Annotated in this window: 16 protein-coding genes; 11 read left to right on the top strand and 5 right to left on the bottom strand. The window is 75.3% G+C overall.

The features are described 5' to 3' along the window. Positions 1-274: 274 nt before the first annotated feature. Positions 275-4,183, top strand: a complete 3,909-nt coding sequence (locus ABT093_RS02770) for a Pls/PosA family non-ribosomal peptide synthetase (RefSeq protein ID WP_350559421.1) — start codon at positions 275-277, stop codon at positions 4,181-4,183. Between the two features lie 106 nt (positions 4,184-4,289). Continuing rightward, entirely contained in the window at positions 4,290-5,633 is a 1,344-nt protein-coding gene (locus tag ABT093_RS02765; protein WP_350559418.1) for a M1 family metallopeptidase, read from the top strand. Positions 5,634-5,668: 35 nt separating this feature from the next. On the opposite strand, the gene ABT093_RS02760 is transcribed toward ABT093_RS02765, so the two are convergent. Both ABT093_RS02760 and ABT093_RS02755 read right to left on the bottom strand, forming a co-directional pair. Then, positions 5,669-6,982 carry a YhgE/Pip domain-containing protein gene (locus tag ABT093_RS02760; RefSeq protein ID WP_350559415.1) on the bottom strand — a complete coding sequence of 438 codons (1,314 nt, stop codon included), beginning with the start codon at positions 6,980-6,982 and terminating at the stop codon, positions 5,669-5,671. A 154-nt stretch (positions 6,983-7,136) separates the two neighbouring features. After that, positions 7,137-8,810: a carbohydrate binding domain-containing protein gene (locus ABT093_RS02755; protein ID WP_502884108.1), complete on the bottom strand. Its 1,674-nt coding sequence runs from the start codon at positions 8,808-8,810 to the stop codon at positions 7,137-7,139. A gap of 246 nt (positions 8,811-9,056) precedes the next feature. Between ABT093_RS02755 and ABT093_RS02750 the strand changes: the two genes are divergently transcribed. Beyond that, complete coding sequence (locus ABT093_RS02750; RefSeq protein ID WP_350559412.1) at positions 9,057-10,436, top strand: serine hydrolase domain-containing protein; 1,380 nt, start codon at positions 9,057-9,059, stop codon at positions 10,434-10,436. A gap of 36 nt (positions 10,437-10,472) precedes the next feature. Here the strand turns inward: ABT093_RS02750 and ABT093_RS02745 are convergent, their stop codons facing one another. Continuing rightward, entirely contained in the window at positions 10,473-10,868 is a 396-nt protein-coding gene (locus tag ABT093_RS02745; protein ID WP_350559409.1) for a hypothetical protein, read from the bottom strand. A gap of 293 nt (positions 10,869-11,161) precedes the next feature. On the opposite strand from ABT093_RS02745, the gene ABT093_RS02740 reads away from it, so the two are divergent. After that, complete coding sequence (locus ABT093_RS02740) at positions 11,162-12,028, top strand: GNAT family N-acetyltransferase (RefSeq protein WP_350559406.1); 867 nt, start codon at positions 11,162-11,164, stop codon at positions 12,026-12,028. Then, positions 12,025-12,837 (top strand): lysophospholipid acyltransferase family protein, encoded by an 813-nt coding sequence (locus tag ABT093_RS02735; protein WP_350559403.1) that lies wholly within the window; start codon positions 12,025-12,027, stop codon positions 12,835-12,837. The genes ABT093_RS02740 and ABT093_RS02735 overlap by 4 nt, the downstream gene beginning before the upstream one ends. A gap of 27 nt (positions 12,838-12,864) precedes the next feature. Here ABT093_RS02735 and ABT093_RS02730 read toward each other — a convergent pair whose 3' ends face one another. Then, positions 12,865-14,442, bottom strand: coding sequence for an MFS transporter (locus tag ABT093_RS02730; protein ID WP_350559400.1), 1,578 nt, complete (start codon positions 14,440-14,442; stop codon positions 12,865-12,867). A gap of 144 nt (positions 14,443-14,586) precedes the next feature. Here ABT093_RS02730 and ABT093_RS02725 point away from each other — a divergent pair, with 144 nt between their 5' ends. The 3 genes from ABT093_RS02725 (at position 14,587) to ABT093_RS02715 (ending at position 18,019) form a co-directional block, all read left to right on the top strand. Beyond that, positions 14,587-15,270 carry a TetR/AcrR family transcriptional regulator gene (locus ABT093_RS02725; RefSeq protein ID WP_350559397.1) on the top strand — a complete coding sequence of 228 codons (684 nt, stop codon included), beginning with the start codon at positions 14,587-14,589 and terminating at the stop codon, positions 15,268-15,270. A gap of 95 nt (positions 15,271-15,365) precedes the next feature. After that, on the top strand, positions 15,366-16,325 hold the full coding sequence (gene pip, locus ABT093_RS02720; protein WP_350559394.1) for a prolyl aminopeptidase: 960 nt from the start codon (positions 15,366-15,368) through the stop codon (positions 16,323-16,325). Positions 16,326-16,471: 146 nt separating this feature from the next. After that, a complete protein-coding gene (locus ABT093_RS02715) occupies positions 16,472-18,019 on the top strand; it encodes an esterase/lipase family protein (RefSeq protein ID WP_350559391.1) in 1,548 nt (515 codons plus the stop codon). A 3-nt stretch (positions 18,020-18,022) separates the two neighbouring features. On the opposite strand, the gene ABT093_RS02710 is transcribed toward ABT093_RS02715, so the two are convergent. Next, the gene (locus tag ABT093_RS02710; protein ID WP_350559388.1) at positions 18,023-18,595 is read right to left on the bottom strand and encodes a MarR family winged helix-turn-helix transcriptional regulator; all 573 of its coding nucleotides are present in this window, start codon (positions 18,593-18,595) and stop codon (positions 18,023-18,025) included. Positions 18,596-18,683: 88 nt separating this feature from the next. On the opposite strand from ABT093_RS02710, the gene ABT093_RS02705 reads away from it, so the two are divergent. The 3 genes from ABT093_RS02705 to ABT093_RS02695 all read left to right on the top strand — a co-directional run bounded on the left by ABT093_RS02705 (position 18,684) and on the right by ABT093_RS02695 (position 22,790). Then, a complete protein-coding gene (locus ABT093_RS02705) occupies positions 18,684-19,985 on the top strand; it encodes an MFS transporter (RefSeq protein WP_350559385.1) in 1,302 nt (433 codons plus the stop codon). Next, positions 19,982-20,989 carry a YdcF family protein gene (locus tag ABT093_RS02700; protein WP_350559382.1) on the top strand — a complete coding sequence of 336 codons (1,008 nt, stop codon included), beginning with the start codon at positions 19,982-19,984 and terminating at the stop codon, positions 20,987-20,989. The genes ABT093_RS02705 and ABT093_RS02700 overlap by 4 nt, the downstream gene beginning before the upstream one ends. Positions 20,990-21,242: 253 nt before the next feature. After that, positions 21,243-22,790, top strand: a complete 1,548-nt coding sequence (locus tag ABT093_RS02695) for an extracellular catalytic domain type 1 short-chain-length polyhydroxyalkanoate depolymerase (protein WP_350559379.1) — start codon at positions 21,243-21,245, stop codon at positions 22,788-22,790. Positions 22,791-22,888 lie beyond the last annotated feature (98 nt).

The raw sequence follows: 22,888 nt of genomic DNA, 5'->3' as shown, positions 1-22,888 counted from the left end.
AAAATCGACCTGACGATCCGTCAAAACGACTGACAGGTCGTCACATACGACCCACGGAGCCTCAGTTGCGAGCTGATGCTCCGTCAGATTCGGCCACTGTCGGGCCAGTTGGGCGGAGTGTCGGCCGATCGCCGTTCACCGCCCGGGGCTACCATCGGTCGGGTTGTCCGCTCCGGCCCCGGAGTGGGGTCACCCGGACAGGCGAGTGCTCCCACCGCCCCCAAGGGTCGGACATCGATCGGGACGGGGCGAGGACAAGGAGCGCACGGCAGCCATGACAGCCGAACCCAGCCGGGATCCGGGCCCGACCCCCGCCACCGGGCAGGCCGAGAAGCAGGCCCGCTACCCGGGCCGCCCCGCCGCCGCCCCGCGCACCCTGGTCGACCTCCTCGACGAGACCGCCCGCCGGTACCCCGCCGAGCCCGCCCTCGACGACGGCCGCACCGTGCTCACCTACCGGGCGCTGGCCGCCGAGGTCGAGCAGCTGCGCCGCCGCCTCGCCGCCGCCGGCATCGGCCGCGGCGACCGGGTCGGCGTGCGCGTCCCCTCCGGCACCAACGACCTCTACGTCAGCGTCCTCGCCGTGCTCGCCGCCGGCGCCGCCTACGTCCCGGTGGACGCCGAGGACCCGGACGAGCGCGCCCAGCTGGTCTTCGAGGAGGCCGCCGTCGCCGCCGTCCTCGGCGCCGAGCGCGCGCTCACCCCGGTCGGCGCGCCCCGCGAGCCGCTGGCCGACCAGACCCCCGCCGCCCAGCGCCCCATCCCGGCGGACGACGCCTGGATCATCTTCACCTCCGGCTCGACCGGCCGCCCCAAGGGCGTCGCCGTCACCCACCGCAACGCCGCCGCCTTCGTCGACGCCGAGGCCGCGCTCTTCCTCCAGGACGAGCCGATCGGCCCCGGCGACCGGGTGATGGCCGGCCTGTCGGTGGCCTTCGACGCCTCCTGCGAGGAGATGTGGCTGGCCTGGCGGCACGGCGCCTGCCTGGTGCCGGTCCCCCGCTCCCAGGTGCGCTCCGGCGCCGACCTCGGCCCCTGGCTGGCCGAGCAGGAGATCACCGTGGTCTCCACCGTGCCGACGCTGGCCGCGCTCTGGCCGGCCGAGGCGCTGAACGAGGTCCGGCTGCTGATCTTCGGCGGCGAGGCCTGCCCGCCCGAGCTGGTGCAGCGCGTGGTCACCGAGGGCCGCGAGGTGTGGAACACCTACGGACCCACCGAGGCCACCGTGGTCGCCTGCGCGGCGCTGCTGACCGGCGACGGCCCGGTGCGGATCGGCCTGCCGCTGGACGGCTGGGACCTCGTGGTCGTCGACGAGGCCGGCGAGCCGGTCGCCCCCGGCGGCACCGGCCAGCTGGTGATCGGCGGCGTCGGCCTGGCCCGCTACCTGGACCCGGAGAAGGACGCCGAGAAGTACGCGCCGCTGCCCTCGATGGGCTGGGAGCGCGCCTACCGCAGCGGCGACCTCGTCCAGGCCGACCCGGCGGGCCTGCTCTTCCTGGGCCGCGCCGACGAGCAGATCAAGCTCGGCGGCCGGCGGATCGAGCTCGGCGAGGTCGACGCGGCGCTGCAGGCGCTGCCCGGCGTCGCCGGCGCGGCCGCGGCCGTGCGCACCGCACGCGGCGGCAACCAGCTGCTGGTCGGCTACCTGGTGACCAGCGAGGGCTGGGACCGCGAGCAGGCGGTGGCCCGGCTGCGCGCCGAGCTGCCGGCCGCCCTCGTGCCGCTGCTCGCGCCGGTCGACACACTGCCCACCCGCACCTCCGGCAAGGTGGACCGCAACGCGCTGCCCTGGCCGCTGGAGGGCCTGGAGTCGGCCGGGCCGACCGAGCAGCTCTACGGCACCGAGGCCTGGCTGGCCGAGCAGTGGACCGAGATCCTCGGTGTGCCGGTGAGCGGCCCCCGGGAGGACTTCTTCGCGATCGGCGGCGGCAGCCTGGCCGCCGCCCGGCTGACCACCCTGCTGCGCACCCGCTACCCGAACGCGGCGGTGGTGGACGTCTACCAGCAGCCGACGCTGCGCAAGCTCGCCCGCCACCTGGAGCGCACGGCGGTGGACACCGGCGAGGCCCGGACGATCGAGCCGGTGCCGACCCGCGCCAAGCTGCTGCAGCTGCTCCTGCTGATCCCGCTGTTCACCGTGGTCGGCCTGCGCTGGACGGTGGCCCTGCTGGCGCTCGGCAACCTGCTCTCCCACCTGGACGGCTACGCCTGGGCACCGACCGCCTCCTGGTGGGCGCTCGGCGCCGGCGCGGCGGTGCTGTTCACCCCGGCGGGCCGGCTGGCGCTGGCGGCCGGCGGCGCCCGGCTGCTGCTGCGCGGCCTGCGGCCGGGCAGCTACCCGCGCGGCGGCGGCGTGCACCTGCGGCTGTGGGCCGCCGAGCGGCTGGCCGAGGTGAGCGGCGCGACCTCGCTCTCCGGGGCCTGGCTGGTCCGCTACGCGCGGGCGCTGGGCGCCAAGGTCGGCGAGGAGGTGGACCTGCACTCGCTGCCGCCGGTGACCGGCCTGCTCAAGCTGGGCCGGGGCTGCGCGGTGGAGGCCGAGGTGGACCTCAGCGGCTACTGGCTGGACGGCGACCGGCTGGAGGTGGGGCAGCTCAAGGTCGGTTCGGGCGCCGTGGTCGGCACCCGCTCGATCCTGCTGCCGGGCGCCCGGGTCGGCAAGCGGGCCCAGGTGGTGGCCGGCTCCAGCGTCACCGGCCACGTGCCGACCGGCCAGCGCTGGGGCGGCGCGCCCGCCGTCAAGCTGGGCCGCGCCGAGCGGACCTGGCCCAAGGAGCGCCCGGCCCGCCGGGCCCGCTGGTCCGCGCTGTACGGGCTGAGCGGCACGGCGCTGACCCTGCTGCCGGTGCTGCCGGCGGTGGCCGGCCTGGCGGTGCTCGCCCCGTTCGTCGCCCCGGCGGACGGTCTGGGCGGCGCGCTCGGCGGCGCCCTGCTCGGCCTGCTGCCGGCCACCCTGGCGTTCGGCGTGGTCTACGCGGGGCAGCTGGTCGCGGCGGTGCGGCTGCTGTCGATCGGTCTGGAGCCCGGGGTGCATCCCCTGCACGGCCGGGTCGGCTGGCAGGCCTGGACGGTGATGCAGCTGATGGACCAGGCCCGGGAGATCCTCTTCCCGCTGTACGCGGGTCTGGTGACCCCGCTGTGGCTGCGGGCGCTGGGCATGCGGGTCGGACGGCACGCGGAGGTGTCGACGGTGCTGGCACTGCCGAGCCTGACCACGGTCGGCGACGGCGCGTTCCTGGCCGACGACACCCTGATGGCGCCGTACGAGCTGGGCGGCGGCTGGGTGCGCCTGGGTGAGGCGAAGGTCGGCGAGCGGGCGTTCCTCGGCAACTCGGGGATGACCGCGCCGGGCCGTGCGGTGCCCAAGCGCGGCCTGGTGGGCGTGCTGTCGGCGACGCCGGAGAAGGCGAAGAAGGGCGGCTCGTACCTGGGCATGCCGCCGGTGCGGCTGCCGCGCTCGGCCGACCGGGCGGACCAGAGCCTGACCTACGAGCCGCCGGCCCGGCTGCTGTGGGCGCGCGGCCTGGTCGAGGTGGCCCGGCTGCTGCCGGTGCTGGCCTCGGGGGCGCTGGGCGCGCTGACGCTGGCGGCGCTGTCCTGGCTGTCGTCCGCGTGGTCGCCGCTCGCGGCGGCGGCGCTGTCCGGCGCGGTGCTGCTGGCGGCCGGCACGGTGGCGTGCGCGGTGGCGGTGGCCGCGAAGTGGCTGCTGGTCGGCCGGTTCCGGGCGGTGGAGCACCCGCTGTGGAGCGGCTTCGTGTGGCGCAACGAGCTCGCCGACACCTTCGTGGAGGTGCTGGCGGTGCCGTGGCTGGTGGGCGCGGTGCCGGGTACGCCGGTGCTGAACCTGTGGCTGCGCGCGCTCGGCGCGCGGGTCGGCCGCGGCGTGTGGTGCGAGAGCTACTGGCTGCCGGAGGCGGACCTGGTGACGCTCGGGGACGGGGTGACGGTCAACCGCGGCTGCGTGGTGCAGACCCACCTCTTCCACGACCGGATCATGCGGATGGATACTGTCGTCCTCCGCGAGGGCGCCACCCTGGGGCCCGGCGGCATCGTGCTGCCCGGCAGCACGGTGGGTGCGCGCAGCACGCTGGGCCCGGCCTCGCTGGTGATGCGCGCCGAGTCCGTGCCCGCCGACAGCCGGTGGCTCGGCAACCCGATCGAGGTGTGGCAGCCCACCTCCTGACCGCCGTCCCCGGGGGGCCGGCCGGGGTCCGCCCCGTCCGGCCCTCCGGGCGTCCCCCGTCCCCGTCCCCCTGCCCAGTCCCGTGTTTCCAGGAGCGTACGACCCGGTGAACCCCCGCCCGGCGCAGTCCCCGCAGCCCCCGCAGCCCGTCGCCCCGCCGGACCCCTACTTCCCGAACAGCGGTGATCCGCGCTACCGGGTCCACCGGTACGAGCTGGCGCTGGACTACCGGCCCGGTCCGAACCGGCTGGGCGGCACCGCGCGGCTGAGCGCCGTCGCCGTGACCGCGCTGACGGAGTTCGCGCTGGACCTCGCCGAGTTCCGGATCGGCCGGGTCCTGGTGGACGGCAAGCCGGCCCGCTACACCCACCGGGCGGGCAAGCTGCGGATCCGCCCGCCGAAGGCGCTCGCGGCGGGCGCGGCGTTCACCGTCGACGTGCACTACACCGGCAACCCCCGGCCGGTGCGCAGCCCGTGGGGCGGCCTGGGCTGGGAGGAGCTGACCGACGGCGCGCTGGTGGCCAGCCAGCCCATCGGGGCGCCGTCCTGGTTCCCGTGCAACGACCGGCCGGCGGACAAGGCGACGTACCAGATAGCGGTCACCACGCCCTCCCCGTACACGGTGGTGGTGGGCGGGCGGCTGCTGACCCGCACCACCGGTTCGTCCAGCACCACCTGGGTGTACGAGCAGTCCGCGCCGACCTCCACGTACCTGGTGACGGTCTCGATCGGCCAGTACCGGCCGGTGGTGCTGGCCGAGCACCCGCAGGTGCCGCAGACCGGGTTCGTGCCGGAGCGGCTGACGGGCGCGTTCGCCGCGGACTTCGGGCGGCAGCCGAAGATGATGGCCTACTTCGGGGAGGTGTTCGGCCCGTACCCGTTCGGCGAGTACACGGTGGTGGTCGCCGACGAGGAGCTGGACGTCCCGGTGGAGGCGCAGGGGGTGGCGACCTTCGGCACCAACCACCTGGCCGGCGGCTGGGAGCGGGAGCGGCTGATCGCCCACGAGCTGGCGCACCAGTGGTTCGGCAACAGCGTGTCGGTCGGCGACTGGAGCCAGATCTGGCTGAACGAGGGGCTGGCGAAGTACGCGGAGTGGCTCTGGTCGGAGCGCTCCGGCGGGCCGGCGGCGGGCGCCCGGGCCGCGTACGCGCACCGGCTGCTGGCCGGGCTGCCGCAGGACCTGCGGCTGGCCGACCCGGGTCGCAAGCTGATGTTCGACGACCGGCTGTACCAGCGCGGGGGCCTGGTGGTGCACGCCCTGCGGCTGGCGCTCGGGGACACCGCCTTCTTCCGGATGCTGCGGGACTGGGCGGCGTTCCACCGGCACGGGGTGGTGACCACCGCGGACTTCCGCGCCCACGCCGCCGGGTACGCGCGGGCGCCGCTGGACGAGCTGTTCGAGGCCTGGCTGTGGCGGCCGGAGCTGCCGCCGCTGCCGGCCGGCTGACCCGCCGTCCCCCGGACGGAGCGCCGTCCCCCGGCTCAGGCGAGCTCGGGGACGGCGCGGTGCAGGCCCTTGCGGTCGTAGTAGCGGGTCATCGCGAAGCCGAAGATCAGGGCCGCGACGGTGCCGATGCCGATCCAGAGCCAGGCCCGGGCGAGGCCGGCGTCGGCCCGCGCGTCGAAGAAGAGGATGGCGCGCACGCCGTCGGTGAGCTGGCGCATCGGCTCGAACAGCGCGAGGAACCGGTAGAACGACGGCAGGGCGTCCAGCGGCACGGTCGCGCCGGAGGACGGCAGGCCGAGCACGATGAACACGAACATGCTGACCAGCAGGCCGAGACCGCCGAAGGCCGCGTTGATCGCCTGGACGCCGAGGCCGACCGCGCTGCTGGCGCAGACCGAGAAGACCCACAGCAGCGGCAGGTGGGCGGCGTCCATGTCGAGGATCACCGCTCCGGCGAGCATGATCAGCGAGGAGGTGAGCAGCGACAGGCCCACCGACATCACGCACTTGACGGCGAGGGTGCTGGTGCGGTCGATCGGCACCGCCGGGTGGCGGGCCCGCCAGGGGCCGATCTCGTTGTCGGCGTAGCCGAGCGCGACGTCGACGCCGTTGCCGATGATGTTGGCGCCGAAGAAGCCGGCCAGGACGAGCAGCAGGGTGTAGTAGAAGGCGGAGAGCCCGAGGCCGCTGCGGTCGCCGATCGGATGGCCGACGGTGGTGCTGACGGCGACCGGGTCGGCGATCAGCAGCCGGGCCGCGTCGTCGAGGCCCTGGGACTGCGGGAGGGCGGAGAGCCGGGCGCCGAGGGTCAGCGAGGCCTGGTGGACGGCCTGCTGGCCGATCTGGGCGGCGAGCGAGGAGCCGAGGCTGCCGACGCCCGGGTTGGTGTACTGGAGCACGGTGGGGCGTGCGGGCTTGACGCTCGCGCCGCCGAGGGCGGCGACGGTGGCGGTGAAGTCCGGCGGTACCTGGAGCGCGCCGGCGAGCTTGCCGGAGGAGAGCTGTGCCTGCGCCTGCGCCTCGTCGAGCAGCCGCCAGGAGACGGCGTCCCCCTGGCCGGGCGCGGTGGCGATGCCGGTGACGAGCTGCTCGCCGAGGTTCTGCCGCTGCCCGCCGACGTCGGCGCCGCGGTCGGTGTTCACCAGCGCGATCGGCAGGTGGTGCAGGTCGCCGCGGGGGTCGAGGATGCCGCCGAGGTAGAGCAGCGACATCAGCAGGCTGAGCAGGCCGACCAGCAGCGCCGGGACCGCCCAGACCCGGGGGTTGCGCAGCACCCGGCCGGCCCGGACGGCGGCGGGCGGCTCCGGCCGGCGCGGCTCGGGAAGGGTCGGCTCGCGGTGGGAGGGCATGACGCTCCGTAGGGTGGTCGGTGATCGCACGACCCTAGGAGCGCGGCGGATGGCCGGGGCGGCGCCACGCCGCCGGGGTCACCCGCCCGTACGGCACCCGTGGTGCGGCCCGGCCCCTCCGCCGAGGGGCCGGGCCGCGGTGGTGCGGGGTGCGTCAGCCGGTGAAGCCGGCCGTGATGGAGGTGAACTGCCAGTCGTTCTGGGCGATGCCGGAGCAGGTCTCCTGCTGGCCGCCGCCCGGGCAGCCCCGGTCGCGGTTGACCGACCAGAAGGCCATCCGGGCCAGGTGGTGGCTGTTGGCCCAGTCGCGGATCGCCGTCCAGTTCTGGACGGAGGTGACCTCGCCGGTGTCGCTGAGGCCGTTCATGCCGGAGATGCCCATGTGCGCGTAGGCGGTGGCGTCGTCCCAGCCGAACACGGACTTCAGCTTGTTCTTCAGGCCCTCGGAGGCGCTGACGGTGGCGGCGTACATGTCGGTGGACGCGTTGCCGAAGTCGAACGGCATGATGGTGAAGACGTCGATGTCCGCGCCGAGCGCCTTGGCCTGCTCGATCAGCCGGTTGCCGTAGTAGGTCGGGCCGGTGGTGGCGGTGCCGAAGGTCACGATGGTGCGCAGGCCCGGGTTGTTCTGCTTGACGATCTTGAGCGCGCCGAGGATGCGGTCCTGGACGGCGGTGTTCTCGAACTCGTCGGTGTTCTCGATGTCGACGTCGATCGCCTTGAGGCCGTACGCGTCGATCACCTTCTGGTAGGCGGCGGCGAGGTCGGCGGTGGTGGCGCAGTTGGGGCCGAGCTTGTTGCCGCTCCAGCCGCCGATCGACGGGACGACGTCGCCGCCGGCCGCGCGCACCGCGTTGATGGTGGCCTGGTCGACGCCGTTCAGCAGCGGGCGCTGGCTGTCCCAGGTGGGGTTGCAGCCGTTCTGGGCCAGGACGAACGCCAGGGTGAACCACTTGATGCCGGTGGCGTTCATGACGGTGGTGGCGGCCGGCGGGTTGCCCCAGCCGTTGTAGAGGTAGGGGGCGCCCTGCTTGAAGCCGCTCGGGGCGGGGCCGCCGGCGTCGGTGGTCACGGTCACCGCGGCGGAGGCGGCCGAGGTGTTCCCGGCCGCGTCGCGGGCCTTGACGGTGAAGCTGTAGGCGGTGGACGCGCTCAGGCCGGGGACGGTGGCGGTGGTGCCGGTGGCGGTCGCGACCTTGGCGCTGCCCTGGTAGACGTCGTAGCCGGTGACGCCGACGTTGTCGGTGGCGGCGTCCCAGGCGAGGGTGACGCTGTTCGCGGACTTGCCGGTGGCGCGCGGGTTGCCGGGCACGGTGGGGGCCTGGGTGTCGGCCGGGGTGCCGCCCCCGCCGGGGCCGTCGAACACGATGTCGTCGGCGTAGTAGGTGCCCTGGCCGTACCAGCCGTTGACGTAGACCTCGGCGGTGGTCTGGGTGGCGCCGGTGGTGAACGAGACGCTCAGCCTGCTGTAGTCGGCGGCGGAGGTCCAGGCGGAGCCGCCGCCGGTGACGCCGAGGTACACGTAGCTGCCGCGGACCCAGCCGGAGAGCGTGTAGGTGGTGTTGGGCTTGACCGCGACGCTCTGCACGCACTTGGCGGTGTCGCTCGCACTGACGGCGCCGGCCAGCGCCTTGCCGCCGCCGTGCGCGGGGGTGCTGACGACCGAGCCGAGGCCGCCGGAGCAGCTCCAGCCGGACAGGGTGCCGGTCTCGAAGCCTCCGTTGGTGAGCTGGTCGGCCGCGTGGGCGGCGGTGGGCGCGGTGAACGCCGCGGCGGCCGCGAGCAGCGCGGCGGCGCCGGCGGCGGGCAGTCGGGTGCGCTTGTGCACCGTTGACCTCCGGTGGGGGATGTGGGGGGGTGGAGGTGCGGGGAGGGCCCCAAAATGGACTGGACCAATTGGTCATGTCAAGTGATGTCCGCCGGACGGACGCTGAGGGTGTGTCGGGCGCGCGGGGCCGGAGGCGACGAACGGGCCGAAATTGGGTGGAAAGGCCTGACGGGGACGAACTAGGTTGGTGGCCGCCGTGCCCCGGCACCGCGCACCGACCGTCTCCGCACCACCCCAGAGGACCAGATGACCGACCTGTCCGACGAACTGCTCCCCGCCACCCGCCGCGCGCTGCTGCACCGCCTGGCCGTCGCCCAGGCCGAGGGCCGCACCCCCTCGATGGTCGCCGCCGTGGTCCGCGACGGGCGGCTGGTGTGGAGCGGCGCCCGCAGCATGGTCGCCGACCACGCCCCCACCACGGACGTGCAGTACCGGATCGGCTCGATCACCAAGACCTTCGTCGCCGTGCTCGTGCTGCGGCTGCGCGACGAGGGCCTGCTCGACCTCGGCGATCCCGTCGAGCGCCACCTGCCCGGCACCGCCGCCGACGGTGCCACCGTCGCCCAGTTGCTCTCGCACTCCGCGGGCCTCACCTCGGAGCCCCCGGGCCCGTGGTGGGAGCGCTCCGACGGCGCGCTGCGCCCCGCCCTCGCCGACCTCCTGGAGGACGAGCGCCCCCGCCGCCACCCCGCCGGGCGGCTGCACCACTACTCCAACCCCACCTACGCGCTGCTCGGCGCGCTGGTCGAGCGGCTGCGCGGCGAGCCCTGGGGCGAGGTGCTGCGCCGCGAGGTCCTAGAACCGCTCGGGATGACCCGCACCACCCTGCTCCCCGAGCAGCCGCACGCCGGCGGCTTCGCCGTCCACCCCTGGGCCGACGTGATGCTGCCCGAGCCGCTCACCGACACCGGCCTGATGGCCCCGGCCGGCCAGCTCTGGTCCACCGTCGCCGACCTCGCCCGGTGGGCCGCCTTCCTGGCCGGCGGCGACGGGAAGGTGCTGTCCGCCGACACCCTGGCCGAGATGCGCCGCCCGGCCGTCGCCCCGGACGACGACGAGTGGACCGAGACGTACGGCCTCGGCCTCCAGCTGATCCGGCACGACGGCCGCACCCTGTTCGGGCACACGGGCTCGATGCCCGGCTTCACCGCCGGGCTGTGGGTCGGCGAGGCCGACGGCCTGGCCGCGGTCGCCTTCTCCAACGCCACCCACGGCCCGCGCACCGGACAGCTCACCGCCGAGCTGATCGCGATCACCGCGCGGCACGAGCCCCGGATCCCCGAGCCGTGGCGCCCGCTGCCCGAGGTCGACCAGCAGCTCCTCGCCCTCACCGGCCCCTGGTACTGGGGCGCCGCCCCGCACACCCTGCGGCTGGCGGCCGGGCGGTCGCTGGAGCTCTCGATGCTCGGCCACGGCGGCCGCGCCTCCCGGTTCCGGGCCGAGGCCGACGGCACCTGGACCGGCCTGGACGACTACTACGCGGGCGAGACGCTGCGCGTGGTGCGGGCCGCCGACGGCACGGTCAGCCACCTGGACATCGGCTCGTTCGTGTTCACCCGCGAGCCCTACGGCCCGGCCGAGGTCGTCCCGGGCGGCGTCGACCCGCAGGGGTGGCGGGCGTACTGAGCGCCCCTCGGGCCCGCCGCCGCCCGGGCCCGTCACTCAGGCCCGCCGCCGCTCCGGTGCCGGGGCGGCGGCGGGCCGCGCCGGGTAGGCGCCGCTGCGCAGCGCGTGCACGGCGCGCACCACGTACCCGGCGAGCAGCAGCCCGCCCGCCATCGCGCCCGAGGCGTAGGTGTCCGCCGCCTGCGCCTCGGCCCAGCCGGCCGCCGCGCCGAGCAGCAGGTACGGCGCCATCGCGACCGGCAGCGCCACGGCCAGCGCCACCAGCGCCGCCCTCGGGCGCCGGTCGTCCTCCCAGCAGCGCTCGCCGACCAGCTGCAGGGCGAGCGCCATCGCCACCACCAGGCACCACCACGGCGAGGGCGCCAGCCCGACCGCTCTGGCCAGCAGGTACACGACGGCCAGCCCCGCCGTCGCCGTCGCCTGACACGCCATGACCCCTGCCATGTCCCTGGCGAAGGTCCGCCAGAGTCCCGCCCCCGGAATCCACCCCATGCAGCGGAGGATAGGGCGGCGCCCCGGTGCCCAACAGGTGTCCCGCACACGTCGGGTGGCCGCATTCAGCAGGTGCACATCTGCGCTCCGCCGAACGGCAACGTGGACGCCAGCCGGCTTGGAGAGACATGCGGGTGCCGGTTCACAGCCCCGTCGATCGTACGGGCCTGGCGGGGCCGGTGCCACGGAAACCCCGTGGCCGCCGTCGTCCGTGCTGCCCTGGAGGGTCCGCCATGACCACCGTCCCCTCGTACACTCCGTCCGCGGTCACCCCCGGCCGGGCCGCCACCGCGGTGCCCGCGGCACGCCAGGACGGCGCGTCCGGCTCCGCCTCGGCCGTCTACACCGTCGCGCTCGCCCGCGACGAGGACGACGTCCGCGCCGCCCAGCGGCTGCGCCACCAGGTCTTCGCCGACGAGCTCGGCGCCACCCTGCACAGCACCGTCCCCGGGCTGGACGCCGACCCGTTCGACGAGTTCTGCGACCACCTGCTCGTCCGCGAGGGCGAGGACGGCGCGGTGGTCGGCACCTACCGCCTGCTGCGCCCGGAGGCCGCCCGCCGGGCCGGCCGGCTCTACTCCGACGGCGAGTTCGACCTGGCCCGCCTCGCCCCGCTGCGCGACGGGCTGGTCGAGCTCGGCCGCTCCTGCATCGCCGCCGAGCACCGCGGCAGCGGCGCCGTCATCAACCTGATGTGGGGCGGCATCGCCCGCTACCTCGCCGACACCGGCAACACCTGGGTGGGCGGCTGCTGCTCGATCTCGCTGGAGGACGGCGGCGCCGTCGCCGCCCGGGTCTGGGACACCGTCGCCGCCAAGCACCTCGCTCCCGAGCAGTACCGGGTCACCCCGCACCGCCCGTGGGGCGCCACCGGCGTGGCCCGCGCCGGGAAGGCGCCGCTGCCGGCCCTGCTCCGCGGCTACCTGCGCCTCGGCGCCTGGGTCTGCGGCGCGCCCGCGTACGACCCGGACTTCGAGTGCGCCGACCTGTACGTGCTGCTGTCGCTGGAGCGCACCGACCCGCGCTACCTGCGGCACTTCCTCTCCGGCGTGGGCGGCGTCGGCACGGCGGCGGCACCGGCCGAGGAACAGGCCTCATGAGCGTCTGGCTGCCGACGGCCTCCTGCACACCGGAGGCCTGCCTGACCGATCCGGCGCCCACCGTCGCCCTCCCCCGCCGGGTGCTGCGGCTGGCCGCCTGCCTGGCCGTGCTCGCGGCGGGGATCGCGTTCACCCTGCCGGCGCGGGCACTGCCGCGAGGGGCGCGCGACCGGCTCGCCCGGTTCTGGGCGCGCGGCCTGCTCGGCTCGCTGGGCGTCACGGTCCGGATCGGGCCGGGTCCGGACTCCGGGGGCGGGGTGCTGCTGGTGGCCAACCACGTCTCCTGGCTGGACATCCCGCTGATCGCCGCCGCCCGCCCGGGCCGCTCGCTGGCCAAGACCGAGGTCCGCCGCTGGCCGGTGCTCGGCCGGCTGGTCGCCTGGGGCGGCACCGTCTTCGTCGACCGCGACCGGCTGCGCACCCTGCCGAGGACCGTCGCCGAGGTGGCCTCGGGGCTGCGGGCCGGCCGACCGATGATCGTCTTCCCCGAGGGCTCCACCTGGTGCGGACGGGAGAGCGGCCGGTTCCGGCCGGCCTTCTTCGAGGCCGCCGTCCGCTCCGGAGCCCCCGTCCAGCCGGTCGCGATCCGCTACCGGCTGGACGACGGCCGGCCCACCAGCGCCCCCGCCTTCGTCGGCGAGGACGGCCTGCTCACCTCGCTGGCCCGGGTCGTCGCCGTCCGGGGCCTGGTCGCCGAGCTGGCCTTCCGCCCGGCGATCCCGCCCCCGCCGACCGACCCGGCCCATCCCTGGGAGGCCCGCAGGGCCCTGGCCCGCACGGCGCAGGCGGTGGTGGAGGGCATCCGCTGAGGGGCCGCCGGACCAACAGCCACCGGCCTACGCCCCGGCCCCGGCGGGGAGTGACTGCCCCGCGGGGTCCGGGGCCGGGGCCGTCGGAGTGCCCCGGCCCGGGCGGCGCAGGAGGAGGGCGACCAGGACGGCGGCCACCGCCAGGGCCGCCGAGCCGCAGCGCAGGGCGAGGTGGATGCCGTCGGTGAAGGCGTGCTCGACGGCCTGCCGCAGCGGGTCGGGGAGCGGGTCCGCCGCGGTGCCGGTGGCGCCGGCCAGCGGGTCGGCGGCGCGGCCGAGGGCGTCGGACGGCAGGCCGAGGCGGGTCAGGGAGGCGCTCAGGGTGCTCGTCAGGCGGTGGGTCAGGACGGCGCCGAGGACGGCGATGCCGAGGACGCCGCCGAGTTCGCGCAGGGTGTTGACGGTGGCCGAGGCGGTGCCCATCCGCTCGGGGGCGACCCGCTGGAGGACGGCGACCGAGACCGGGGTGAAGGTCATCCCCATGCCCAGGCCGAGCACGAACAGCGTCCACAGGTACTCCGGGTAGCGGGCGTGCTCGCCGTACAGGGACAGGCCCGCGAGGCCGAGCGCGCACAGGGTGATGCCCAGCACCAGGGGCGGCCGGGGCCCGTGACGGCCGGCCAGCCGGGCCGAGAGGGGGCCGGCCACGACGATCATCGCCGTCATCGGCAGGCCGGCGAGACCGGCGGCGGTCGGCGACCAGTCCAGCACGCCCTGCATCAGCAGCGGCAGGAAGAACAGCGCGCCGAACATCCCGAAGCTCACCATGAAGCCGCCGAGCAGCGCGCCGCCGAGCACACCGTCGCGGAACAGCCCGAGGTCCAGCATCGGCTCGGCGATCCGCAGTTCGAGCAGGAGGAAGGCGGCCAGCAGCAGGACCGCGAGCACCGCCGTGACGAGCACCCGGGTGTCCGTCCAGCCGCGCCCGGGGCCCTCGACCAGGGTGTGCACGGCCGCGCCGAGGCCGGCCGCGGAGAGCACGAGGCCGCCGAGGTCGACGCGGCGGGGGCGGGCCGGGATCGCGGGCAGCACCCGGCCGGAGAGGACGAGCGCGGCGAGGCCGATCGGCACGTTGATCCAGAACACGCTCGCCCAGCCGAAGGCCTCGACCATGGGCCCGCCGAGCACCGGGCCGACCGACAGGCCCAGCGCGGAGACGCCGGACCACGTCCCGATCGCCCTGGTCCGCTCGCGCTCGTCGGTGAACACGTGCCGCAGGATGGCGAGGCTGCCGGGGGTCAGCAGCGCGGCGCCGACGCCCTGGAGCATCCGCGCGGCGACCAGCGTGCCGACGGTCCCGGCGAGCGCGGCGGCGGCCGAGCCGGCCGTGAACAGCGCGAGCCCGAGCCGGAAGACGGCGGTGCGGCCGTATCGGTCGCCGAGCGCGCCGCCGGTGAGCAGCAGGGCGGCGAAGACCAGGCTGTAGCCCTCGGCCACCCACTGGAGGCCGGTGATGCCCGCGTCGAGGTCCCGGCCGATACGGGGCAGGGCGTTGCCGACGATGACGTTGTCCAGCATGGACATGAACATGGTGACACAGAGCGTCGCGAGCGCGAGCCGCCGGCGCCGGGCGCCCGGCGCCGCGGTCCCCTCGGTCTCCCCCATCGGTGGTCCTCCCGGTTCGATCCTCCGAGCCCCTAACAGTGTTAGGGGCCGTTCCGACGGAGGACAGCGTGCACCTAACGGTGTTAGATTGCAAGCGAGATCCGCAGCCCGCCCGACGCACCGCGAGGAACAGCGAGGACCCCCATGCCGGCCGACGAGGACGACGCCGTCCAGCCCGCGCTCACCCGCGAGGCGCTCGCGCGGGCCGCGCTGCGGGTGCTGGAGCGCGACGGCCTGGCCGGCCTGTCGATGCGCAAGGTGGCCGCCGAGGTCGGGGTCAGGGCCGCCTCGCTGTACTGGCACGTGCGCGACAAGGAGGAGCTGCTGGACCTCCTCAACGACGCCCTGATGGCCGATGTCGAGGCCCCGCCGCGGACCGGCGACTGGCGCGTCCAGCTGCGCGGCTACTGCGAGCGCTACCGCGCCCACCTGCTCGGCCGCCGGGACGCGGCCAAGGTGGTGGCGGGCCGCCTCGCGCCCGGCCCGAACCTGCTGCACCTGATGGAGGACCAGCTGGACCGGCTGCGCGAGGCCGGCTTCTCCGCCGCCGACGCGGCGATGGTCTCCTACCTGCTCGGCGCCTACGTCCAGGGCTTCGTGCTCCAGGAGCAGTCCCCGATGGCGGCGGCCGAGACCACCGGCACCGGCCGGCGCGAGCTCGCCGACGCCGCCGCCGAGCGGTTCCGGGCGCTGCCCGCCGCCGAGTTCCCCAACCTGGTCGCGATGGCCGACGACCTGACCGGCCCGGACCTCGACACCCGGTTCGCCTTCGGCCTCGAACGCATCCTCGACGGGCTGGCGGCCCTGCTCCCGCCCGAACGCCGCTGACCGCCCGGGCACCGGCCGAAATCGTTCGACCACCGTCCGTCAGGCCGCTAGTCTCACGGGCGCCCGCATGAACCGCGCACCGAGGAGGCACCCGCATGACCGCGTTCCACCCCGTCGGAGAGCCCTACGCGGAAGGCCTGCTGGACGTCGGCGACGGCCAGCGGATCCACTGGGAGGTGTCCGGCAACCCGGACGGCAAGCCCGCCGTCGTGGTGCACGGCGGACCGGGCTCCGGGCTCAGCCCCCGCAACCGGAGGTACTTCGACCCCGAGCGCTACCGGCTCGTGCTCTTCTCCCAGCGCAACTGCGGCCGCAGCGAGCCGCACGCCGCCGACCCGGCGACCAGCCTGGAGCACAACACCACCCCGCACCTCGTCGCCGACCTGGAGCGGCTGCGCGAGCACCTGGGCATAGACCGGTGGCTGATGTTCGGCGGCTCCTGGGGCTCCACGCTGATCCTCGCCTACGCCCAGGAGCACCCCGAGCGGGTGTCGGAGATCGTGCTCAACGCCGTCACGACGACCAGGCCGGAGGAGATCGACTGGCTCTACCGGGGGGTCGGCCGGCTGCTGCCCGGCCCCTGGGAGGCCTTCCGCGACGCGCTGCCGCCCGAGGACCGCGACGGCGACCTGCTCGCCGCGTACGACCGGCTGCTGAACCACCCGGAGGAGAAGGTGCGCCACGCCGCCACCCTCGCCTGGGCGACCTGGGAGGACGCGGTGATCGCCCACGAGGTGCAGGGCTCGCCGAACGCCTACACCGCCCGGCCCGCCGAGGCGATGACCGCCTTCGTGCGGATCACCGCGCACTACTTCTCCCGCCGGGCCTTCCTGGAGCCCGGCCGGCTGCTGCGCGACGCGCACCGGCTGGCCGGCATCCCCGGTGTGCTGATCCACGGCGCGCTCGACCTCGGCAGCCCGCTGGACACCGCCTGGCTGCTCGCCAAGGCCTGGCCGGACGCCGAGCTGACGGTGATCCAGAGCGCCGGGCACACCGGCTCCCCCGCCACCGGAGAGACCGTCCTGGCGGCGATGGAGCGCTTCGCGCAGCGATAGGCCCACACGCGCAGTGACGGGCCATCAACGGTCCGCAGCAGAGGGTGACAGGCCGGCGCCGGCCGCCGACACTGGGGGGAGAAGCTCCCACGTCAACGGGTCGGCCGGTGCCGGCCGGTACCGGCCGCGGAGAGGGCAGGCCGGCCATGAGCACGCCGTCCGCCAGGCTCCCGATCGTCTATGTCCGGGGATACGCCGGAGGCAGCCCCGGGATCGAGAAGGCCGTGATGGATCCGTTCTACGGATTCAACCAGGGTTCGACGCACATCCGCGTCGGCCGCGAGGACAACCCCGTCTTCTACCAGTTCGAAAGCCCCTTACTGCGCCTGCACCTCGACGAGGACTACGACATCGTCGTGGAGGGGCGTCAGCCGCTCCCGGACGCGCCCCGCCCCGAGAGCATCTGGATCCACCGCTTCTACGACGTCTGCTCCGGCACCTTCGGCGGCACGGCCGAACCGTTCCAGCTGGAGACGGCCGCCAGGGACCTCCTGACCCTGATCGACCAGGTCCGGGAGAGGACCGGCGCGCCCAGGGTCAACCTGGTCGCCCACTCGATGGGCGGGCTGATCTGCCGCTGCCTGATCCAGAAGATCATCCCGGAGGAGCGCGGCGTCCGCGCCTCCGACTACGTGGCGAAGCTGTTCACGTACGGAACGCCGCACGGCGGCATCACCTTCTCCGTGGGCTTCGGGATCCCGGAGACGCTGCGCGACCTGTTCAACTTCAACGGCGCCGACATCTTCGGGCCCCGGCGGATGTACCAGTACCTGACGTCGAACCCCGGCGCGGAGCCGCCGGAGGGCTGGCGGGCCGTGGACATGCCGGACGACGACGGCGCCGGCGCCACCCCGGTGGCGGACGGCGGCTTCCCCCTCGACCGGGTGTTCTGCATGGTCGGCACCGACGCCGAGGACTACGACGTCGCCCACGGCATCTCGGCCGGAGCGGTCGGCCCGCGCAGCGACGGGCTGGTGCAGATCGAGAACGCCCAGGTCACCGGCGCGAACCGGGCCTTCGCCTACCGGAGCCACAGCGGCCGCTACGGGCTGGTCAACTCCGAGGAGGGGTACCAGAACCTGCGCCGCTTCCTGTTCGGCGACCTGCGGGCCCGCCTCGACCTCGTCGGCGTGTCACTGCCCGAGGAGGACGGCGTGGTCTGGCAGGCGGAGGCCCGGCTCTCGGTCCGCGGGCTGCCCGTGCTGATGAACGAACGGGTCGCCGAGCACTGGTGCCCGATCCAGCTCTCCGACCCGACCCCGGAGAGCCGGCGCACCCGGGCCGCGCTGGCCGGGGACGACGCCGTCCCGCTCGCGACCACCTTCCTCTCGACGCGGCTCCCCCGCCCGGCGCAGGACGACCCGCTGCGGTTCGTCCTCGACGTCAACCTGCTCTCGCTGCGCGAGCAGCACGGGCTGTTCCGCTTCCGCGACCACGTGCAGACCGCCGACTTCACGGACACCCTGATCATCGACGTGCGGCCGACGGGGCCGGGGTCGGCCCCGGTCGCCTGGGCGAACTGGAACTCCGAGGTGCCCGGTGCGATCCGGGGCCTCAGCCCGGAGGGCGAGCCCCTGCGGGACGAGGATCCGACGGAGCGCTCCTGGGCGTCCTCCATCCCGCTGCCGGCCACCACGCGCCCGATCCTCGGGCCCGACGCCCGGATCCGGCTCAGGGTCGACCCCTGGTGCTGAGCCTCAGGCGTGCCACCCGGTCTCCGGGTGGCCGCCACCGGCCCCGCTCCCGGGCACCGGCTGCTCGGCGGCCAGCAGGACGCGGCGCAGCAGGTCGGAGAGCTGGCGCCGCTCGACCGGGGTGAGGACGCCGAGCAGGCGCTGCTCCTCGCGGCCGACGACGTCCAGCGCCTGGCGCCAGGCCCGCCGGCCCGCCTCGGTGAGTTCGACGTCGACCCGGCGGCGGTCGTCGCTGGAGGGGGTGCGGACGACGAACCCGCGCCGTTCCAGCGCCTCCAGACGGCCGGTCACCGAGGCCGGCGCCAGGTTGAGGTCGGCGCGCAGGTCGGAGGGGGTGGCCCGGCCGCCGCGGCCGGCCAGCCCGTGCAGGGTGTCGAACTCGTGCTTCTGCAGGCCGTAGTCGGCCACGCCCTGCTCGCGGACCCGGCCGAGGTGGCGGGTGAGCTTGCTCATCCGGGTGACCGCGCCCTCGACGTCCGGGTCGAGGTGCGGCAGCACCGGCTGCCAGCGTTCGACGTGGCCGTCGGTCCAGTCCCGGGGCCGGCCGGCGGCCGGCCGGTGGGTCGCGCGTGTCATGCCCCCGAGTCTAGGGCCCCGGTGAGCTGCGGATTCGGGCGCCGATATTTCGTTGCCGAAATTTCGGTACCGAAATACAGTCCTGCCCGTGACACCGACCCAGCACCCGCTGCGCCTGCGCGGCTTCCGCCTGCTCTTCCTCGGCCGTTCGATCTCCACCCTGGGCGACGCCGTCGTCCCCGCCGCCCTCGCCATCGCCGTCACCCGGGCGACCGGCTCCTCCGGCGCGCTCGCCCTCGTCCTGGGCTGCGCGATGGTCCCCCGGCTGCTGCTGCTCCCGCTGGGCGGCGTCGTCGGCGACCGGGTCGACCCCCGGCTGGTCGCGCTCGTCACCGACCTCGTCCGGGCCGCCGCCCAGCTGGCCGTCGGCCTCGAACTCCTCACCGACGAGCCCAGGCTGGCACCGATAGCGGCCGCCTCGGCGGTCGGCGGCATCGCCTCCGCGTTCGCCATGCCGACGGCGACACCGCTGGTCGCCGCCACCGTGGCGGGGCCGCAGCGGATGCGGGCCAACGCGCTGCTCGCCTCGGCCGCGAACGTCGCCCGGCTGGGCGGCCCGGCCCTCGCCGGGCTGCTGGTCTGGACGGTCGGCCCCGGCTGGGCGTTCCTGCTGGACGGCGCCTCCTTCCTGGTCAGCGCGGCACTGCTGACGCGGCTGCGGGTCCAGCACACGCCCGGCGAGCGCCGCTCGCTGCGCACCGACCTGCTGCACGGGTGGAGCGAGGTGCGCTCGCGCGACTGGTACTGGACGAGCCTGATCGGCCACGGCGTCTGGAACGGCGCCGCCGCCGTGCTGCTCACCCTCGGCCCGCTGGTCGCCACCCGGCAGCTGGGCGGGGACGGCGTGTGGATCGCCATGACCCAGGCCGCCGCGTGCGGCGTGCTGGCCGGCTCGCTGCTCGCCGGACGCTACCGGCCGCGGCGGCCGGTGCTGGTGGCCAACCTGGGCCTGGCGCTGTACGCCCTGCCGCTGGCCGCCCTCGCCGTGACGGCGCCGGCACCGGTCACGGTGGCCGCGTACGCGCTGGCGATGACGGGGCTCGGCTTCCTCAACCCGGTGTGGCAGACGGTGGTGCAGCAGGAGTTCCCGGCGCAGGTGCTGGCCCGGGTGACGTCCTACGACTGGCTGCTGTCGCTGGCCGCCGCCCCGCTCGGGTACACGCTGGCACCGCTGGCCGCCGACGCCTGGGGCAGCACCGGGCCGCTGCTGGTCACCGCCGTGCTGGTCGCACTCGCCTGCGCCGGCACGGCGGCCGCGCCGGGCGTCCGCCGGATCGGGCGGGTGGCGGAGGCCGGCTCGACGGCAAGCGCGGAGGTCACCGGGGGGCGTCCCGCCGACCGGGAGGCTCCCGCCGGGGCCGTCGGGCGAAACCCTACGATACGGTCATGATCGCCTATGCCCCAGCGGCTTTCTTCCTCCTCCTCTGCGGGATCGGAGTCCTTCGCGACCGACGCCGGTTCAGCAATGCCGTCCTGCTCGGCATCGCGGTCTCGCTCCTCTCCCTCGCCCTGCTCGCCGAGCTGCGCCGGGCGCCGACCCTGGTGGCCGAGCTGGCGGTGGCGCTGATCGCGCTGCTCCCGACCGTCGGCACCGTCGCCCTGGTCTGGTTCCTGCTCTCCAACGGGCTGACGATGATCCGCAAGGAGGGGATGCGGCCGGCGAACCTGCTGTCCCTGCTCGCCGGTCTCGGCATCCTCGCGGTGATCGCCCTGTTCGCCGCGGCGGTGGTGACCGGCTCCGGGCGCATCGGCATCCTCGCCGCGACGGCGATGCTGGTGGTCGGCTACGTCTCCTTCCTCTTCGTCTGCTTCGTCGGCTACGCCTTCCTCTACCAGCGCCACCGGCCGCGCGGCGACGTCGACTTCGTGGTGGTGCTGGGCTCCGGGCTGATCGGCGGCGAGCGGGTGCCGCCGCTGCTCGCCAGCCGCCTGGAACGCGGCCGCGAGGTCTACGAGAAGCAGGCCGCGCGCGGCAACCCGCCGGTGCTGATCACCTCGGGCGGCCAGGGCCCGGACGAGAAGCTCCCGGAGTCCCACGCGATGGCGGACTACCTGGTCGAACGCGGCTTCCCGGCCGAGCGCCTGGTGCGCGAGGACCGCTCGCGGACCACCGAGGAGAACCTGCAGTTCAGCAAGGTGATCATGGAGCAGGCCAAGCCCGACTACCACTGCGTCATCGTCACCAACAACTTCCACGCCTTCCGGGCCGCCCTGATGGCCCGGAAGACCGGCGTCACCGGCCAGGTCTTCGGCTCGCCCACCGCCCGCTACTACTGGCCGAGCGCGACGATCCGCGAATTCGCGGCCGTCTTCCTCGCCCACAAGCTGGTCAACCTCGGGATCTGCGGCTTCCTCGCCGCCTGCGGACTGTTCGCCGCGGTGGCCGGCGGCTGACCGGGAGGCCGGTACGGCCCACGGCCCCGGTGGTCACCCGCGCGGACGCGCGGCCGTGACCACCGGGGCCTGCGCGTATGCGCCAGCCGTCGCGGCGCGGGCGCACCCGGCGTCCGGCGACCGCGGCGCGCCATGGCGGCGTCGGCCATGGCCGGGCGGCCGGGAACGGACGCCCGCCACATGGCGACGGACCGTCGGCTGCGCGACGCTGCCCCGACGACGTCCCGCGCTCCTCCCCCACCTGGAGTCCCCGATGGCCGTGTCCCCCACCGCGCGCCCTGCCGCCCCCGGCGTCCCCGCCGTCCCCGCCGCCCCTGCCGCCCCTGCCGCCCCTGTGACCCGCTGTGCCGCCCGGTCGGTGCGCCGGCTCGCGAGCGCCCTGCTCGCCGCCGCCGCGCTGCTGCTTCCGGCGGCCCCCGCCCGTGCGGCGTCCGCCCCCGCGCCGTCCTCCGCGTCCGGCACCTTCCAGCAGGTCACCGGCTTCGGCAGCAACCCGGGCAACCTGGCGATGTACACCTACGCCCCGGCCGGTCTCGCCTCCGGCGCCCCGCTGGTGGTCGCCCTGCACGGCTGCCTCCAGAGCGCCGACGACTACCACCGGCACTCCGGCTGGCCCGAACTCGCCGACCGTTACGGCTTCGCCGTGGTGTTCCCGCAGACCGGTCCGGCCAACAACCCGCTCTCCTGCTTCCGCTGGTTCGACGCCGCCCAGGCCTCCCGGGGCGTCGGCGAGGCGGCCTCCGTGGTGCAGATGGTCACCAGGGCCGGCTCGCTGTTCGGCTCGGACCGGCAGCGGGTGTTCGTCACCGGCCTCTCCGCCGGGGGCGGCCTGGCGGCGGACCTGCTGGCCGACTACCCGGACGTCTTCGCGGGCGGGTCCGTCGACTCCGGCCTGCCCGCGCACTGCGCGACCACCCAGGCCGCGGCCTCGTCCTGCCAGAACAGCGACCAGGGCCTCACCCCCGCCCAGTGGGCGGAGAAGGTCCGCCGTGCCCACCCCGGGTACACCGGCCCCTGGCCCCGGGTGGCGGTCTGGCACGGCACGGCGGACACCACCGTCCGGCCGGTGAACGCCACCGAACTGCGCGACCAGTGGACGGAGGTGTGGGGCATCGGCCGCACCCCGGCCGCCACCCGGAGCCTGCCCGGCGGCACCACCGAGACCCGCTACGCCGACGCCGCCGGGCGGACCGCCGTCGCCGTGTACTCGATCGCGGGCATGGGGCACGGCCTGGCGGTCGCCCCCGGGTCGGGCACCGACCGGTGCGGCGCGACCGGCCCCTACTTCCTCGACACGATCTGCTCCGGCTACCACACCGCGCTGTTCTGGGGCCTGGACGCCGGCGGGCCGACCGTCCCCGGACTGCCCGCCCCGACCGGCCTGACCGCCACCCCCACCGGCGCCGACGCCGTCACGCTCGGCTGGCAGCCCGTCAGCGGCGCAGCCTCGTACCGGGTGTTCCGGGACGGCGCCCTCGTCGCGAGCCCGACGGGCACCGCGTACACCGACGGCGGGCTCGGCGCCGGAACCTCCCACGGCTACGCGGTGGCGGCGGTCGCCGCCGACGGCACCGCCGGCGCCCGCTCGGCCACCGTCACCGCCACCACGCCCGGCGACACCTCGCCGTGCTTCACGACCGACAACTACCACCAGGTGGCGGCGGGCCGGGCGACGCAGAGCGGCGGTCTGGTCTCGGCCCTCGGGTCCGGTCAGGCGATGGGCCTGTGGAACACCTTCACCGTGCACACCCTGCGGCAGACCGGCCCCGGGTACTACGTCCTCGCCGACGGGCAGTGCTGACCTCCCTCCCTGCCGACGTCCCCACCCCTGCCTGCCTTGACGAAAGGTTGACCTGCTCACGGCAGAAGTTTGGGGGCGGAAAAACCTATGGTCGGCGC

Origin of the sequence: Kitasatospora sp. NPDC002551, assembly GCF_040296005.1 — a bacterium.
GTDB lineage: Bacteria > Actinomycetota > Actinomycetes > Streptomycetales > Streptomycetaceae > Kitasatospora.
Note: the sequence above shows the minus strand (reverse complement) of the source record. Positions and strands in the feature narration are given on the sequence as shown.